The sequence below is a fragment of the Zestomonas carbonaria genome, assembly GCF_904061905.1.
GTDB classification, from domain to species: Bacteria; Pseudomonadota; Gammaproteobacteria; order Pseudomonadales; family Pseudomonadaceae; genus Aquipseudomonas; species Aquipseudomonas carbonaria.
The window spans coordinates 1-15,628 of sequence record NZ_CAJFCI010000045.1 but is presented as its reverse complement, the minus strand read 5'-3'; the positions used below and the strand labels follow the sequence as shown (position 1 = coordinate 15,628).

Annotated in this window: 12 protein-coding genes; 5 read left to right on the top strand and 7 right to left on the bottom strand. The window is 68.1% G+C overall.

What is annotated here, in order from left to right; genetic code table 11:
• Positions 1 to 15: 15 nt before the first annotated feature.
• The 4 genes from PSEWESI4_RS11525 to PSEWESI4_RS11510 form a co-directional block, all read right to left on the bottom strand.
• Positions 16 to 558, bottom strand: a complete 543-nt coding sequence (locus tag PSEWESI4_RS11525) for a hydrolase (protein WP_187671350.1) — start codon at positions 556 to 558, stop codon at positions 16 to 18.
• A 242-nt stretch (positions 559 to 800) separates the two neighbouring features.
• The gene (gene sbcC, locus PSEWESI4_RS11520; protein WP_187671349.1) at positions 801 to 4,205 is read right to left on the bottom strand and encodes an exonuclease subunit SbcC; all 3,405 of its coding nucleotides are present in this window, start codon (positions 4,203 to 4,205) and stop codon (positions 801 to 803) included.
• Positions 4,202 to 5,422 carry an exonuclease subunit SbcD gene (gene sbcD / locus PSEWESI4_RS11515; protein ID WP_187671452.1) on the bottom strand — a complete coding sequence of 407 codons (1,221 nt, stop codon included), beginning with the start codon at positions 5,420 to 5,422 and terminating at the stop codon, positions 4,202 to 4,204. Before sbcD ends, sbcC begins: the two co-directional genes overlap by 4 nt.
• A complete protein-coding gene (locus PSEWESI4_RS11510; protein ID WP_187671348.1) occupies positions 5,422 to 5,841 on the bottom strand; it encodes an Lrp/AsnC family transcriptional regulator in 420 nt (139 codons plus the stop codon). Before PSEWESI4_RS11510 ends, sbcD begins: the two co-directional genes overlap by 1 nt.
• A 171-nt stretch (positions 5,842 to 6,012) precedes the next feature.
• Here PSEWESI4_RS11510 and yjeH point away from each other — a divergent pair, with 171 nt between their 5' ends.
• From yjeH to yejK, 3 genes are all read left to right on the top strand, one after another.
• Entirely contained in the window at positions 6,013 to 7,275 is a 1,263-nt protein-coding gene (gene yjeH / locus PSEWESI4_RS11505; RefSeq protein ID WP_187671347.1) for an L-methionine/branched-chain amino acid transporter, read from the top strand.
• A 63-nt stretch (positions 7,276 to 7,338) separates the two neighbouring features.
• Positions 7,339 to 8,673: a TAXI family TRAP transporter solute-binding subunit gene (locus PSEWESI4_RS11500; protein ID WP_187671346.1), complete on the top strand. Its 1,335-nt coding sequence runs from the start codon at positions 7,339 to 7,341 to the stop codon at positions 8,671 to 8,673.
• A 36-nt stretch (positions 8,674 to 8,709) separates the two neighbouring features.
• Positions 8,710 to 9,717, top strand: a complete 1,008-nt coding sequence (gene yejK, locus PSEWESI4_RS11495) for a nucleoid-associated protein YejK (protein WP_187671345.1) — start codon at positions 8,710 to 8,712, stop codon at positions 9,715 to 9,717.
• 4 nt (positions 9,718 to 9,721) lie between these two features.
• On the opposite strand, the gene PSEWESI4_RS11490 is transcribed toward yejK, so the two are convergent.
• From PSEWESI4_RS11490 to pedF, 3 genes are all read right to left on the bottom strand, one after another.
• Positions 9,722 to 10,654, bottom strand: a complete 933-nt coding sequence (locus PSEWESI4_RS11490) for a quinoprotein relay system zinc metallohydrolase 1 (protein WP_408004301.1) — start codon at positions 10,652 to 10,654, stop codon at positions 9,722 to 9,724.
• Positions 10,655 to 10,853: 199 nt separating this feature from the next.
• Positions 10,854 to 11,600, bottom strand: coding sequence for a quinoprotein dehydrogenase-associated SoxYZ-like carrier (locus tag PSEWESI4_RS11485; RefSeq protein ID WP_187671344.1), 747 nt, complete (start codon positions 11,598 to 11,600; stop codon positions 10,854 to 10,856).
• A 128-nt stretch (positions 11,601 to 11,728) separates the two neighbouring features.
• The gene (pedF, locus tag PSEWESI4_RS11480) at positions 11,729 to 12,148 is read right to left on the bottom strand and encodes a cytochrome c-550 PedF (protein ID WP_187671343.1); all 420 of its coding nucleotides are present in this window, start codon (positions 12,146 to 12,148) and stop codon (positions 11,729 to 11,731) included.
• A gap of 306 nt (positions 12,149 to 12,454) precedes the next feature.
• On the opposite strand from pedF, the gene exaA reads away from it, so the two are divergent.
• Both exaA and PSEWESI4_RS11470 read left to right on the top strand, forming a co-directional pair.
• Positions 12,455 to 14,326 carry a quinoprotein ethanol dehydrogenase gene (gene exaA / locus PSEWESI4_RS11475; protein WP_187671342.1) on the top strand — a complete coding sequence of 624 codons (1,872 nt, stop codon included), beginning with the start codon at positions 12,455 to 12,457 and terminating at the stop codon, positions 14,324 to 14,326.
• 94 nt (positions 14,327 to 14,420) lie between these two features.
• Complete coding sequence (locus PSEWESI4_RS11470) at positions 14,421 to 15,068, top strand: pentapeptide repeat-containing protein (protein ID WP_187671341.1); 648 nt, start codon at positions 14,421 to 14,423, stop codon at positions 15,066 to 15,068.
• Positions 15,069 to 15,628: the final 560 nt, after the last annotated feature.

Here is a 15,628-nt window from a genome sequence, read left to right as displayed (position 1 = left end):
CGCGAGGCGTCCGGATCAGCGGATGAATTCGCGGCTGATCTCGCGGAACAGCTCGGTGCCGGCACGCTGCAGCCACTCGAAGGCGACCATTTCCCGCGAGACGATCATCGCGCCAGCCTGGCGCATGCGCTCCAGGGCCAGGGCCTTGTCTTCGGCCCGCCGCGAGCCGACCGCCTCGGCGACCACGAACACCTGCCTGTCCTGCCCGAGCAGGTCGAGCACGGTCTGCAATACGCAGACATGGGCCTCGGTGCCGCACACCACGAATTGCCGGCGATCACCGCCCGGCGCGGCGAACATCGCCGGCTCGGCGGCGGCGGAGAAGTGGATCTTCTCGACGACCGCTTCGTCCGCCAGGTGGTCGCGCAGCGGCGGCAGGGTCGGGCCCAGGCCCTTGGGGTATTGCTCGGTGGCCAGCACCGGCACGTCGAGGCGCCGGGCCACCTGCTGCAACCAGACGGTGTGCTCCAGCAGCGCCTCGTTGCCCTGGATCGCCGGGAACAAGCGTTCCTGGATGTCGATGATCAGCAGGGTCGAGTGTTTGGGATCGATCAGCATGTTCTTCTCCCGTTCGTGGGATGGCTATCCAGTCAAAATGGTGGATGTAAAAAGCGACATCCACCCTACGTAACTCCTTTTCGTGCGGAACTGATAGCCCAGCCCCTCACCCTAACCCTCTCCCAGGGGGAGAGGGGACTGGTCGGTGCTGCGTTCATGTCACGGAGCTGGAGGTCAACTTCATAAACTCCCTCTCCCTCCGGGAGAGGGTTGGGGTGAGGGGCGGAGCCTATATCCATGCACTACCCCCCAACCCCAAAACACCGATCCAGCCTGCTATAGCCCAACCCGACGCCCTTGTGCACCCGTAACTGCACCGGGATGCGCTCCTTCAGCGCCTCGACGTGGCTGATCACGCCGATCATCTTGCCGCTGGCGTTCAGCGCGTCGAGGGCATCCAGGGCGATTTCCAGGGTCTCGCCGTCCAGGGTGCCGAAGCCTTCGTCGAGGAACAACGAGTCGATGCTGGTGCGATGGCTGACCAGATCGGACAACGCCAGGGCCAGCGCCAGGCTGACCAGGAAACTCTCGCCGCCGGACAGGGTGCGGCAGTCGCGGGCGACGTCGGCCTGCCAGGTGTCGATCACCTCCAGTTCCAGTTCGCCGCTGCTCCGGCGCGCCAACTGGTAGCGGCCGTGCAGACGTTGCAACTGGCGGTTGGCCAGATGGATCAGGTGGTCGAGGGTCAGGCCCTGGGCGAACTTGCGGTACTTGGCGCCATCCGCCGAACCGACGAGCCCGTTGAGGCGCTGCCACAGGTCGTATTCGCCCTCCTGTTCGGCGATGGCGACGAACAATGCCTGCTGGCTCTGCCGGCGGGCATCGTCGCCCTGCAACTGGGCGCGGATTTCGCCCTGGCGCTGGGTCAGGGTCTTCAGGGCGGCATTCAGTTCCTGCAACTGCTCATCCAGTTGCTCGGCAGTGCGCGTGCTCCGTGGCTCGGCGCGTAATGTAGCCAGCGTCTGGTCGGCGGAGGACTTGAGCGCCTGCGCCTCGGTCAGGGCCTTGTGCAGGCGCTCCCTGAGTGCTTGCAGGGCGGCGCGCTGCGACTCGTCGAGACAGGAGGCGAGGAAGGCATTTTCGTCGGCGAACGGGCTGGCCGCCAACGCAGCCTGCCAGGCCTGGTCGGCATCCCGGCATGCCACCTCATCCTGGGTAAGACGCTGCTCCAGGGTCCGCTGCGTGCCTTGCAGTTCGGCGGCTCGGCGCTGGCTGGCGGCCAATTCGTCTTCGGCCCGCGACAAGGCGACCTCGGGCTGGTCGACTAGCGCCTCGGCCGGCAATTCCGCCTGCCCTGAGGCCTGCCAGCGCTGTCGCCAAGCGTTGGCCAGTTCATGGGCGGCATCGGCGGCATGGCGCAGGGTGGTCTGCTGCTCGGCCAGCGCCTGGCGCTGTTGCTGCATCTGCTGCCAGGCGCGGGCCTCGACTTCGCGGGCAGCCAGCCAGGCCGGTCCGTCGGCCGGCAACTCATAGCCCAGGGCTTGCAACTCGCCGGCCAACGTCGCTTCGTCGTGGCTGCGTTGTTCGTGCAGCTTCTGCAACTGGCGGGCGATATCGTCGAGCGTCTGCTGGGCGCCCTGCCGGTCCTTCTCGGCCAGCGCCAGTTGCGTCCGCGCTTCGTTTTCGGCCTGCGTCGCGGCCTGTAGCGCCCTGCCTGCGTCAGCCAGCGTTGTCTTCAGGGAATCGAGCGCAGCCAGGCGTTGCTGCACCTGCGCCAGCCCGGCGGCCTGGCGGCTGCGCTCGGCGTCGATATCGTCCACCGCCAGGCCCAGCCGTTGTCGATTGGCGACCAGTTCCTCCGCCTGCCGGGCAAGGTCCGCGAGTTGTTCGTCCACCCCCTTGAGCTGCTCCTCCAGCGCGGCGACCTCGCGGTTCAGGGCTTCCCCGGACGCCCGCAGCGCCTCCAGCTCGTCGCGCTTGCCCTGCAGGCTGCGCTGTGTCTCGGATACGTCGAGCGCCTGGTAGGCCGCGACAGCCGGATGCTCGGCCGAGCCGCACAGCGGGCAGGGCTCGCCCGCCTGCAACTGGGCCCGGTAGTGCTCCAGCGCCTGGATGCGCTGCTCCTGCGCCAGCAGGGTTTCCTTGTCGCGAACCTGCTGGGCGACCTCGCGATAGTGTTCGCGCAGCGCCAGCAGTTCGGCATGCTTGCCGGTGTGGCGGGCCCGCTGCTCGGTGCGCCCCTGTTCCAGGCGGACACGGCGCTCGGCGAGCTGTTCGCGCTGGCGCTCCAGTTGCGCCAACTGCTCCAGCAGCCGGCCGTGCTCGCTCAGGCGTTGCCAGTCCTGGCGCCAGTCGGCTTCGCTGCGGCCGTCCAGAGTGCCCTGCCATTGCCGTTGAGCCTCGGCCTCGGCGGTGCGCGCCTGCTCCAGCGCGGCCTGCGCCCGATGCAGCGCCTGCTGCCGCTGCGCCAGCGTCTCGCCCAGGGTGTGCAGGCGCCGGGCTTCCTGCTGTTGCCGGGTCTCGTTCCGGGCGATATCCGCCAGCAGCGCGGCGCGCGCTTCGAAGCTCTTGCGCCAGCCGCTCAGCCGCTCGCCCAGTTGGCCGTGATGGGCCTGTTCGGCGAGATGGCGCTCCAGTTCGTCGCGTTGCTCGACCAGCGCCTGCAACGCCGCCTGCCGTCCGGCGGCGAGCTGGGCGCTGTATTGCTGCGCCTGCCACAGGGCACGGCTGCTGGCGCGGGCGACCTCGGCCTGCTCGGCGCCATTGGCGGCCAGCGCCTGGCGGGTGGCGGCCAGGGACTGCCCGGCGGCGCCACGGGCACGGTGCAGCGGTTGCAGGCGCGCCGCCGGCTCGCTGGCGGCGAGACGCGCCAGATCGGCAGCGGCGGCGTCGAGGGCTTGCCGTGCCTCGGCTTCACGGGTCGTGGCGGCCTGCTGCTGGCTCTCGGCCCTGGCCAGTTCGGCGAGCCATTGGCGTTCGCCCTGGACGGAGGTGAGCCGGGCCTGCAACGCGCCTTCCTCGGCGCCCAGGCGAACGGCCTCTTCGTTCAGCTCCGCACGTCGTTCTTCGCTGAGCAGTTCGACGCCTTCGGCCCTGGCACGTAGTTGGTCGAGGGCTGTCTTCACCTCGCGGGTGCGCTCGAACACCCGTTGCGAGATCAGCCCATAGATCTCGGTGCCGGTCAGTTCTTCGAGCAGCTCGGCGCGCTGGTTGGCGCTGGCTTCCAGGAAGGCCGCGAAACCACCCTGGGCAAGCAGCATGGACTTGGTGAAGCGCTCGAAATCCAGGCCGGTGAGCGCTTCGGTCTGGCGGAGCTTGTCGTTGATCCTGTCGGTGAGGATTTCGCCGTCGGCACGGGCCAGTTCGACCTTCGGCGCCTGCAATGCACCGTCGGCCTTGTCGCGGGCGCGGCGCTGGCTCCAGAAGGCGCGGTAGGCCTGCCCCTTCACCTCGAACTCGACCTCGGCCAGGCAGTCGGCGGTGTGTCGGGTCATCAGCTCGTTGCCGCTCTGCGACAGCGTGCTCATGCGCGGCGTGCGGTGGTAGAGGGCCAGGCAGATGGCATCGAGCAGGGTGGTCTTGCCGGCGCCGGTCGGCCCGGTGATGGCGAACAGGCCGTTGCCGGCGAATGGCTCGGCGGTGAAGTCGATCTTCCATTCGCCCTTCAGCGAGTTGAGGTTCTTCAAGCGCAGGCTGAGGATCTTCATGCCCCGCCCTCGCGCAGTTCGTCGAGGATCTGCCGGTGCAGGCCGTGCAGACGTTGCCGCTGGTCCGCCTCCAGCTCTTCCAGGGCAAGGCGCTGCTCGAACACGTCCCCCGGGCTCAACTCGTCGAGGGTTTCCTGCGCCTGGCGTTGCAGGCCGGCCTGCGCCGTGCCGCGCTCGCGGCGGATGCGCAGCACTTCCACCGGGAGCCCTTCGCACAGCGCGGCGATACGCGCCTGCAGGTCGCTCAGGTAATCGTCGCCACTCACCCGCGCCTCCAGCCACACCGGCCGCTCGGCGCTGCCTTGGGCGGCCGCCTCGGCAATCGCGCCGGCCAGTTGTTCGAGCGAGCCGGCCACCGACAGCAGCGGCTGGAAGCAGGGCACGGCGAGCGGCGTCACCGCGCGCAGGCCGCCAGCGTCCAGCTCGACCAGCAGCACTTCCTTGTCCTGGCGCGCCTCGTCGAAGGACAGCGGGATCGGCGAGCCACAGTAGCGGATGTGTTCCAGGCCACCGACCTTCTGCGGCCGGTGGATATGGCCGAGGGCGATGTAGGCGGCCGGCGGGAAGGCGTTGGTGGGAAAGGCTTCCAGCGCGCCGACGTAGATTTCGCGCACCGACTCGCTGGCGCTGGCGCCAACCGTGGTCAGGTGGCCGGTAGCGACGATGGGCAGGCCGCCGCCCAGTTCGTCGCGCCTCGTCTCGGCCAGTTGGTACAACGTCCGGTAGTGATCCTGGATGGCCTGTTGCAGCGACTGCTGCTTGTCCTGCGCGCTCTGCCCGGCCTGGCTTTGCAGCACGTCGCGCGGGCGGATGAAGGGGATGGCGCAGAGGATCGCCCCCGGCGCGCCATCGCGGCGGTGCAGCACCAGCAATTGGTCGCCCGGATCGCTGCCGACGCCGGGGATCACCCGCGTGCCCAGCTCGGCCAGCAGCGTGCGGCTTTCGCCAAGCGTCGCCACCGAATCGTGGTTGCCGCCGAGGATCACCAGTTCGGCGCCGGCCTGGCGCAGCTCGACGATGAAGTGGTTGTACAGCTCGCGGGCGTAGCTGGGCGGCGCGCCGGTGTCGAACACGTCGCCGGCCACCAGCACGGCGTCCACTTCGCGTTCGCGGACCTGCTCCAGCAGCCAGGCGAGGAAGGCGCGGTGCTCGGCCTCGCGGGTCTTGCCCATGAAGTGCTGGCCGAGGTGCCAGTCGGAGGTGTGCAGCAGGCGCATCACATCGCCCATTCCTGCACCACCATGTGGGTCTTGATCTTCTGGATGCCGGGGTAGCGCTCGATCTCGCCGCGGATTTCGCTGAGCCGTTCCATGGACGGCGCCTCGACGTACACCAGCATGTCGGTCTCGCCGCTGATCCCGCAGCAGCGGCGTATTTCGCTGAACGCCCGCATGAGCTGGACGTATTCGGCGCAGCGGTTGTCCTTGTAGAACAGTTCGAGGAACGCCTTGACCGCGCCGTTGCCCGGCTCGGCGATGTGGGCGTGGTAGCCCTGGATCACGCCGTCCTGCTCCAGGCGGTGGATGCGTTCGCTGACCGCCGAGCGCGACAGGTTCACTTCGCGGGCGATCTGGCTGACGGAAGTACGCGCATCGGCGCGCAGCAGGGCGAGTATCTGGCGGTCGAACTTGTCCACGGGGCATCTCGGCGGGTTGAAGTGATTTCCGTCATTCTGCCGGTCATTGGCGACGGTCTGACAGCGGTCGGCGTGGCCAGGGCCGGCTACCATGGCGGGACTGCCTCCCTCCCCTGACGCTCTCCCCGGAAGGGCGAGGGCAATCGAAACGGAAAGCCCCGAGCATACAACATGAGCCGTCTCAACCAGGAACTGGGCCTGCTGCAAGGCATCGGCCTGCTCAGCACTTCGCTGCTCGGCACCGGCATCTTCGTGGTGCCGGCGCTGGCGGCCACGGCCGCGGGCGAGGTGTCGCTGTGGGCCTGGCTGATCCTGATCGGCCTGGTGCTGCCGGTGGCCTTCACCTTCGCCCAGCTCGGCCGTCACTATCCCCACGCCGGCGGCGCCCCGCACCTGATCGGCCGCGCCTTCGGCACGCGCATGGAGCGGCTGATCGCCTTCCTGTTCCTCGCCGTGCTGCCGGTCGGCCTGCCCGCCGCGCTGAGCATCGCCACCGGCTTCTGGCAGGCGCTGTTCCCCATGAACGGTGGCGCGGTGCTGGCGGTGCAGTTCGCCACCCTGGGCGCCATCCTGCTGCTCGGCCAGCGCCCGGCGCGGGCTTCCGGGCTGGTGCAGGGGCTGATCGCGATCGCCATCGTCGCCAGCGTCGCGCTGGTCTGGTGGGTGGGCGACCTGCCGCTGGCCAGCCAGCCGCTGCTGCCGCCGGTCTCCGGTTCCTGGCACCTGCTGCCGGCGGCGCTGGGGGTGATGTTCTGGTGCTTCGTCGGTATCGAGGCGTTCACCCACCTGGGCGAGGAGTTCAAGCGCCCGCAACGCGACTTCCCCCTCGCCCTGCTGCTCGGCGTGCTGCTCGCCGGCCTGGTGTACTGGGCCTGCTCGGTGGCGGTGCTGAGCTTCGCCACCTACGGCGACGTGCGCACCGACGCCACCGCGCTGCCACGGCTGTTCGACCTGCTGCTCGGCGACAAGGCCCGCTGGCTGGTGGCGACGGTCGGCTACCTGGCGTGCTTCGCTTCGATGAACGTGTACATCCAGGGCTTCGCCCGGCTGATCTGGAGCCTCGCCGACGAGGGCAAGCTGCCGGCGCCGCTGGCGGTGCGCAATGGCCACGGCGTGCCGGCCCGTGCGTTGGTGGTGGTGGTGCTGAGCTGTGCGCTGTGCGCCGCCATTGCCGCGCTGCTGGATCTCTCGGTGGACCACCTGATCCGCTACGCCAACGGCAACTTCGTGGTGATCTACCTGCTCAGCATGGCTGCCGGCTGGGTGCTGCTGCGCGGCGTCTGGCGCTGGCTGGCGGCCTTGAGCACGCTGCTCTGCGCGCTGGTGCTGGTGGCCCTGGGCGGCGACGCGGTCTACGCGCTGGGCCTGCTCGCGGTGCTGGCGCTGCTCGACTGGTGGCGCGCGCCGAAGGCCCGGGCGGCGATGGAGCCGTAAGGTAGTCCTGCCCGGGCCTGAGGTTCTATCCTTGCAGGCGAACCCGCCTGACAAGGAAGCTCCATGCGCCGTCTCCTCAACGACCTGAAGATCATGCTGCTGGCCAACCTCTGGGTGATACCGGTATTGGCCCTGCTGGTCGGAGCCCTGTTCTACTTCGTCGCCCCGCCGCCGCCCATGCACGCGCGCCTGGCGACCGGCGCGGCCGGTGGCGGCTACCACGCCTTCGCCGAGAAGCTGCGCGTCGAACTGGAACGCCAGGGCTTCACCCTCGAGTTGGTGAAAAGCCAGGGCTCGCTCGACAACCTGGACAAGCTGGTGAAGGGCGAAGTGGAGTTGGCCCTGGTGCAGAGCGGCCAGGAAATGACCCTGGACAAGGAGGTACGCGACACGCTGTCCGGCCTCGGCGTGATGTACCGGGAACCGCTCTGGCTGTTCACCCGCCAGTCGGTGAAGTTCGATCACCTGGCCGACCTGCTGAAGCTGCGCGTGGCGACCGGCGCCGAGAGCAGCGGCACCCAGGCGGTCACCGCCGCCCTGCTGGCCGCCAACCGGATCGATGCCGGGCACTACCCGGAGCGCTGGCAGCAGGTCGGAGGCAGCCGTGCCGCCGATGCGCTGGTCGCCGGCAAGCTGGACGCCGCCTTCTTCATCGGCCCGGCGGAAACCCCATTGATCCAGCGCCTGGCCGCCGAGCCCGGCCTGCGCCTGGTCAGCCTGCGCCGCACCGAGGCCTACCTGGCACGCCTGCCCTACCTGAGCGCCATCGAGGTCGGCGAGGGCATGCTCGACATGGCCCGCAACGTGCCCGACCGGGACATCGTCACCCTCGGCCCGGTGGCCACCCTGGTCGCCGGCGAGGACTTCCACCCCTCGCTCACCCCGCTGATCCTCGAAGCCGCGCGCAACGTGCTGGAGAACGGCAGCCTGCTCGACCCGGCCGGCAGCTACCCGGCCGCGCCGCCGCGCTCGCTGCAACCCCTGCGCGAGGCCAGCTACTACTACGAGAAGGGCCTGCCGATCCTGCAACGCTACCTGCCGTTCCGCATCGCCTCGCTGGCCGACCGCTACATCATCCTGGCGATTCCGCTGCTGGTCCTGCTGTTCCCGCTGTTCAAGGCGGTCGGCCCGATCTACCAGTGGCGCATCCGCGCGCGCATCTACCGCTGGTACAAGCACCTGCGCGAGATCGACCTGCAACTCTACAAGGGCGAGGTGCCCATCGACCTGGACAACGAAATCCGCCGCCTGGAGCGCCTGGAGGACGAACTGGGCCGCGTGGAGGTACCGCTGTCCTATTCCAACGAGCTGTACGAGTTGCACGTGCACCTGCGCTACATGATCGAGCGGCTGCGCAACCATCGGCAACGGGCGACCGAGCAGGCAGAGGTCGGGTAACATGCGCGCTTTCCCTCAGTGCTTCACGAGACGCCCATGCCGATCCGCCACTGCATCGTCCACCTGATCGACAAGAAGCCCGACGGCTCGCCCTCCGTCCTGCACGCCCGCGACACGGAGCTGGCCGAGTCGCAGGCCATCGAGAACCTGCTGGCCGACCTCAACGACAGCTACAACGCCAAGCAGGGCAAGGCCTGGGGCTTCTTCCACGAGGAGTCCGGCGCCTACCCGTTCAGCGGCTGGCTGAAGGAATACCTCGACCAGTCGCAGGACTTCACCGCCTTCAGCCGCCAGGCCGTCGAGCACCTGCAGAAGCTGATGGACGAGTCCAACCTGTCGGTCGGCGGCCACGTGCTGCTGGCCCACTACCAGCAGGGCATGACCGAGTACCTGGCCATCGCCCTGCTCCACCACAGCGAGGGCGTGGCGGTCAGCGAGACGCTGGAAGTGACCCCGGCCAAGCACCTGGACCTCGGCCAGTTGCACCTGGCGGCGCGCATCAACCTCAGCGAGTGGAAGAACAACAAGCAGTCGAAGCAGTACGTGTCGTTCATCAAGGGCAAGAACGGCAAGAAGGTTTCCGACTACTTCCGCGACTTCATCGGCTGCCAGGAAGGCGTCGACCCGCCGAGCGAGACGCGCACCCTGCTCAAGGCGTTCAGCGACTTCGTGGAAAGCGAGGACCTTGCCGAGGACAAGGCGCGCGAGAAGACCGACGCCCTGGTCGACTACGCCACCACCCAGGCCAAGCTGGGCGAGCCGATGACCCTCGAAGAACTGTCCGGGCTGATCGACGAGGAGCGCCCGCGCGCCTTCTACGAGCACATCCGCAACAAGGACTACGGCCTGTCGCCGGAGATCCCGCCGGACAAGCGCACCCTCAACCAGTTCCGCCGCTTCACCGGCCGCGCCGAGGGGCTGTCGATCAGCTTCGAGGCGCACCTGCTCGGCTCGAAGATCGAGTACGACGAGGAGCGCGACATGCTGATCATCCGCCAGGTGCCGACCCAGTTGAAGGACCAGCTCAAGCGGCGCAAGGACTGAGCCCCTACCGGTCCACCCGCGACAGCCGCTCCTGCTCGTAGCGCGGGTAGAGGTGGCTGACCGTGCGGATCAGTTCGTAGCGGCTCAGCTCGACCCCGGCGAAGCGCTCGGGGATCGGCGCGCGGATCACTTCGGTCATGTCCGCGCCCTGCGCCGCGCTGTCGCGCAGCAGGCCGTCGAGCCAGCCCAGGTAGTCGCGCATCTGCTCGAACGGCGCCGGGTCGCTGGCGACCGGGCCGTGGCCGGGAACGACCAGCTTCCAGGGCAGTGCCTGCAAGCGCTCCAGGTCGGCCAGCCAGACGTCCAGGCCGGGGCTGTGCGGAGTGGTCAGGGCACGCTGGTGGAACAGCAGGTCGCCGGCGAACAGCACGCCGGTGGTTTCGTCGAGGATCGCCAGGTCCGCGCCGGTATGGCCGCGCAGGGCAAGCAGCCGCAGGCGATGGTTGCCGACCTGGCGCTCGCCCTCTTCCACGGTCTCGTCCGGCAACCGTACCTCGGTGCCACGCATCCAGTCGCCGACCATCCGGTACATGTTCTCGGCCATGGCGTCGCCCTGCTCGGCCAGCAGCTCCCGGGTGCCCGTCAGCGCGGCGATGGGCACGTCGGCGAAGGCCTGGTTGCCGAGCACGTGATCCGGGTGGTGGTGGGTGAGCAGCAGCAGGACCACCGGCTGCCCGGTGGTGGCCTCGATGGCCTGGCGCAGCGCCTCGCCGTAGCGCCGCGAAGGACCGCTGTCGATCACCACCACGCCGGCGGAGGTCGCGATGAAGGCGACGTTGACGATGTCACCGCCGTTCCGCGCGGAGAAGTTGTCGGTGGCGCCTTCCAGCAGCCAGGTGTCCTGGGCGACCTGGCGGGGTTGCAGCTTGTACGCCAGGTCGGCCTGGGTGTCGACGGCAACCAGCAGGGCCAGCCCGAGCATCACGAATCTCAGCATGAATCCTCCGTAGGGTGCGCCATGCGCACCGGAAAAAAGCCCACGCCGGAACGCCGTGCACGACCTGCGATTCCGTGTGGTCGCCGGGTGAACGGTGCGCGCGGCGCACCCCACGGAAACGTTCATGGTTGCAGCAGGAACGGCAGGCTGAGCAGCACCAGCAGGCAGCAGATCGGAACCAGCAGCGGGAGGCCGTTCATCAGAAGCTCGCCTCGAACTCGTTGCCGTTGTTGTCGCGCAGCCACAGTTGCGCCTCGTCGTGGCCCTCGACCCGCAGGCCGATGGTCGGGTTCTCGCCGACCGCCGGGAACAGCTCCAGGCTGGCCAGCGGCTGGCCGTCGGCATCGCGCAGCTCGGCCTGGTTGAGGAAGAATTCGGGAATGCCGCCAACCAGGCCGTTGTCCATCGGATGATCGACCCGCAGGCGCAGGCGGCTGACCTCGCCGTGCGGGAAGCGCGCGCCATGTACCTGGCCGAGACGCCGTTCCCAGCCGGGCTGGCTGCGCACCACGCTGGGCGCGGTACAACCGCCGCCGGCCGCCTCGACCCGCGCCGAACCGACGTGCCAGACGCCGTCGCGGGTCAGCACCGCGGCGCGCAGCGGGGTGGCCTGCTCGACGCGGATGCGGATCGCCAGCAGCGCCTGCACCCGTGGCGAGCGCGGATGGAAGGTGAAGATGTGCGGGATCGGGTTGAGCTCCGCCCAGGCGACCATGCGCACCACCTCGCCGTCCAGGGCGCGGGCGTCGACCTGGATCGGCACCTGGCGGGCGTCCTCGGCGAACGGCGGCACCTCCAGCCTGACCCGCTCGTCGAACACCACCGGCTCGGAGCCGAGCAGGCGCTGGCGGTGGTAGTCCCACATGGAGGATTTCAGCGGGTCCTCGGCCATGGCGCCCAGGGCCAGGCAGGGGATGAAGAGCAGGCAGAGCAGTGCGTGGCGCATGGAAGATACACTCCTCGTAGGGTGCGCCGTGCGCACCGTTTACCGAAGAAGCCCACGGTGTATCGCCGGGTGAGATTGTGTCGTTCCCGGGCCGGTGCGCACGGCGCACCCTACGAGAGCGGCGGGCCTCACTCCTCGACGTGCACGCTCTCCAGGTAGCTGCGCACCGCCCACAGCGCCTCCTGGCTGAGGAAGTCGGCCATCTTCGGCATGTACACCCGGCCATCGCGCACCGCGCCGTTGATCACCCGTTCCTTGAACCACTCGTCACCGGTGGCGCCGATCTCCAGGTAGCGCAGATCGGGGGCGATGCCGCCGGACTTGGCTTCCAGGCCATGGCAAGCCGCGCAGTTCTGGTTGTAGGCCGAGGAGCCGATCTCGATCGCCTTGGGGTTGTCGCGGTAGGGGTTCTCCTCGCGCCATTCGGTGCCCAACGGCTCCAGACCGTCCGTGTTTACCGCCTGCGGGACCACATCTCCGTGCGCCCAGGCGTTGCTCGCGGCGGCCAGCAGCAACAGTGCGACAGCCGTGGTGTTTTTCTTGTTCATGGTTCGGACCTCATCGAATACACGCAGGACGGCTCGCGTGGAGCTCGGTTGCGGACATCCTAGGAAGGCCCGGCCAGGTGCCGTATGCCGCTTTGGTCGCTCTCGACCAGTCCCTTGGTAGTAGGGCTTGCGGGGGGTGGCGCGGGGGTCTTTGGCAGCAAGGCCAAGTCATGGGGCGTTTGGGAATTTTTCCCTGCCAGGGCGGGAGTTTTTCCGTTTCGGCGGGACAGGCGCGGTTCCACCATCAAAGTGCCAGGTCGCCGAGTGGCGGCCTCATCACCACAACCATCAATGGGAACCACAACCATGACAACAAGATCGTTACCCAGCACGCCACGCCCCATGGCTCTCGCCATTCACAGCCTGCTGCTGGCCGGTGGCCTGGCGCTCGGCGGCACAGCGCTGGCCAAGCCAGTCACCTGGGACGACATCGCCAACGACCACCTGACCACCAACAACGTTCTGCAGTACGGCCTGGGCACCAACGCCCAGCGCTGGAGCCCCCTGGCCCAGGTCAACACCGACAACGTGTTCAAGCTGACCCCGGCCTGGTCGTTCTCCTTCGGCGACGAGAAGCAGCGCGGCCAGGAATCCCAGGCCATCGTCCATGACGGGGTGATCTACGTCACCGGTTCCTATTCCCGCGTGTTCGCCCTCGACGCCAAGACCGGCAAGCGCCTGTGGACCTACAGCCACCGCCTGCCCGACGACATCCGCCCGTGCTGCGACGTGGTCAACCGTGGCGCCGCCATCTACGGCGACAAGATCTACTTCGGCACCCTCGACGCCCGCGTCGTGGCGCTCAACAAGGACACCGGCAAGGTGGTCTGGAACAAGAAGTTCGCCGACCACTCCGCCGGCTACACCATGACCGGCGCGCCGACCATCGTGAAGGACGGCAAGAGCGGCAAGGTGCTGCTGATCCACGGCAGCTCCGGCGACGAGTTCGGCGTGGTCGGCAAGCTGTTCGCCCGTGATCCGGACACCGGCGAGGAAATCTGGATGCGCCCGTTCGTGGAAGGCCACATGGGCCGCCTGAACGGCAAGGACAGCACGCCCACCGGCGACATCAAGGCGCCGTCCTGGCCGGACGACCCCAACTCGCTGACCGGCAAGAAGGAAGCCTGGAGCCAGGGCGGCGGCGCGCCGTGGCAGAGCGCCAGCTTCGATGCCGAGACCAACACCATCATCGTCGGCGCGGGCAACCCGGCGCCCTGGAACGGCTGGGCGCGCACCGCCGACGGCGGCGATCCGAAGGACTACGACAGCCTGTACACCTCCGGCCAGGTCGGCGTCGATCCCACCACCGGCGAGGTGAAATGGTTCTACCAGCACACCCCGAACGATGCCTGGGACTTCTCCGGCAACAACGAGCTGGTGCTGTTCGACTACAAGGACAAGGACGGCAAGACCGTCAAGGCCACCGCCCACGCCGACCGCAACGGCTTCTTCTACGTGGTCGACCGCAGCAACGGCAAGCTGCAGAACGCCTTCCCGTTCGTCGACAAGATCACCTGGGCCAGCCACATCGACCTGAAGACCGGCCGCCCGGTGGAGAACGAAGGCCAGCGTCCGCCCAAGCCGGAACCGGGCCAGGCGCGCGGCAAGGTGGTGGAAGTCTCCCCGCCGTTCCTCGGCGGCAAGAACTGGAACCCGATGGCCTACAGCCAGGACACCGGCCTGTTCTACGTGCCCGCCAACCACTGGAAGGAGGACTACTGGGCCGAGGAGGCGCACTACAAGAAAGGCTCCGCCTACCTGGGCATGGGCTTCCGCATCAAGCGCCTGTACGACGATCACGTCGGCATCCTGCGCGCCATGAACCCGACCACCGGCAAGGTCGTCTGGGAACACAAGGAACGCCTGCCGCTGTGGGCCGGCGTGCTGGCCACCAAGGGCAACCTGGTGTTCACCGGCACCGGCGACGGCTTCTTCAAGGCCTTCGACGCCAAGAACGGCAAGGAGCTGTGGAGCTTCCAGACCGGCAGCGGCATCGTCTCCCCGCCGATCACCTGGGAACAGGACGGCGAGCAGTACATCGGCGTGACCGTCGGCTACGGCGGCGCGGTACCGCTGTGGGGCGGCGACATGGCCGAACTGACCAAGCCGGTCGCCCAGGGCGGCTCGTTCTGGGTGTTCAAGCTGCCGAGCTGGGACGGCAAGACCGCCAGCCGCTGAGCATCGACGCCCCCGAAGGGCTTTGGCTTCCCTCTCCCATTCATGGGAGAGGGAACCACGCCACGAGGGGGCTCTCTTGCCGAGGAGCCTCGCCATGAAATACCTGCCCCTGTTCCTGCCGCTGGCCCTGCTGGTCGCCGGCAGCTTCGCCTTCGCCGAGGACGACGTGCTGGTCGTCAACGGCTGCCGTATCGAACCGGAAAGCCAGTGCCCCGCCGCCGATCTGCGCGGAGCCGATCTGCGCAACCAGGACATGCGCAAGATGAATCTCGCCGGCGCCGACCTGTCCGGCGCCGACCTGCGCCACAGCAACCTGGACCTCGCCAACCTGGAGAACGCCCGGCTGGTCGACACCAACCTCACCCGCGCCAGCCTGCAGCAGAGCAACCTGCGCATGGCCGACTTCAGCGATGCCAGGCTGGTCGCCATCCAGGGCTGGGGCCTGTTCGCCCAGGCCGCGCAATTCCGTGGCGCGGACCTCTCCGCCGCCTACCTGGAATTCGCCCGCCTTTCCGGCGCCAAGCTGCACGACGTCAAGCTGGCCGCCGCCGACCTGGAAATGACCTGGCTGAGCAAGGCCGACCTGAAAGGCGCCGACCTCCACGACGCCAACCTGCAAGAGGTCAAGCTCGGCGGCGCCAACCTGGAGAACGCCGACCTGACCGGCGCCCGCACCCGCTTCGGCAACTTCCAGGATGCCAATATGGAGGGTTGCAGGGCTTGTCCGGAGGGGTGGGATTGAGAGGCTCGGGGTAGAGGGTGGGGTCATGTGGTTGATGGATGGCACGTGCTCAAGCCATGGCACGGACAAGCTCCCTCCGGGAGAGGGCTGGGGTGAGGGGCGGACCGTCCTGCACCAACATTCTCACCCCACGCCAAACCTACGCACTCACCCACACACCCTCACCTGACATCCGCAACACCCCAGTCTCCAGCGCCAGAGCACCACCCGCTTCGGCAACTTCCAGGATGCCAATATGGAAGGTTATAGGGCTTGTCCGGAGGGGCGGATTGTTTGGTCCGGAGTAGTGGGTTTAGCCATGAGGTTGACGTATCGCACGCTCCCTCACCCTAACCCTCTCCCGGAGGGAGAGGGGATTATTCGGTGTTGCCGGTTCAGCACGTGCTCAAGCCATGGCACGGACAAGCTCCCTCTCCCTCCGGGAGAGGGCTGGGGTGAGGGAACATAGTCCCAAGCCCGCACTAGTGTGGTGTTTCACAAGTAACGCTCATATTCTGGTCTAGGCTTTCAGTATCAGAAAAGCACCGGAGCAACGATATGAGAACTGGCCGTCCCGCTTC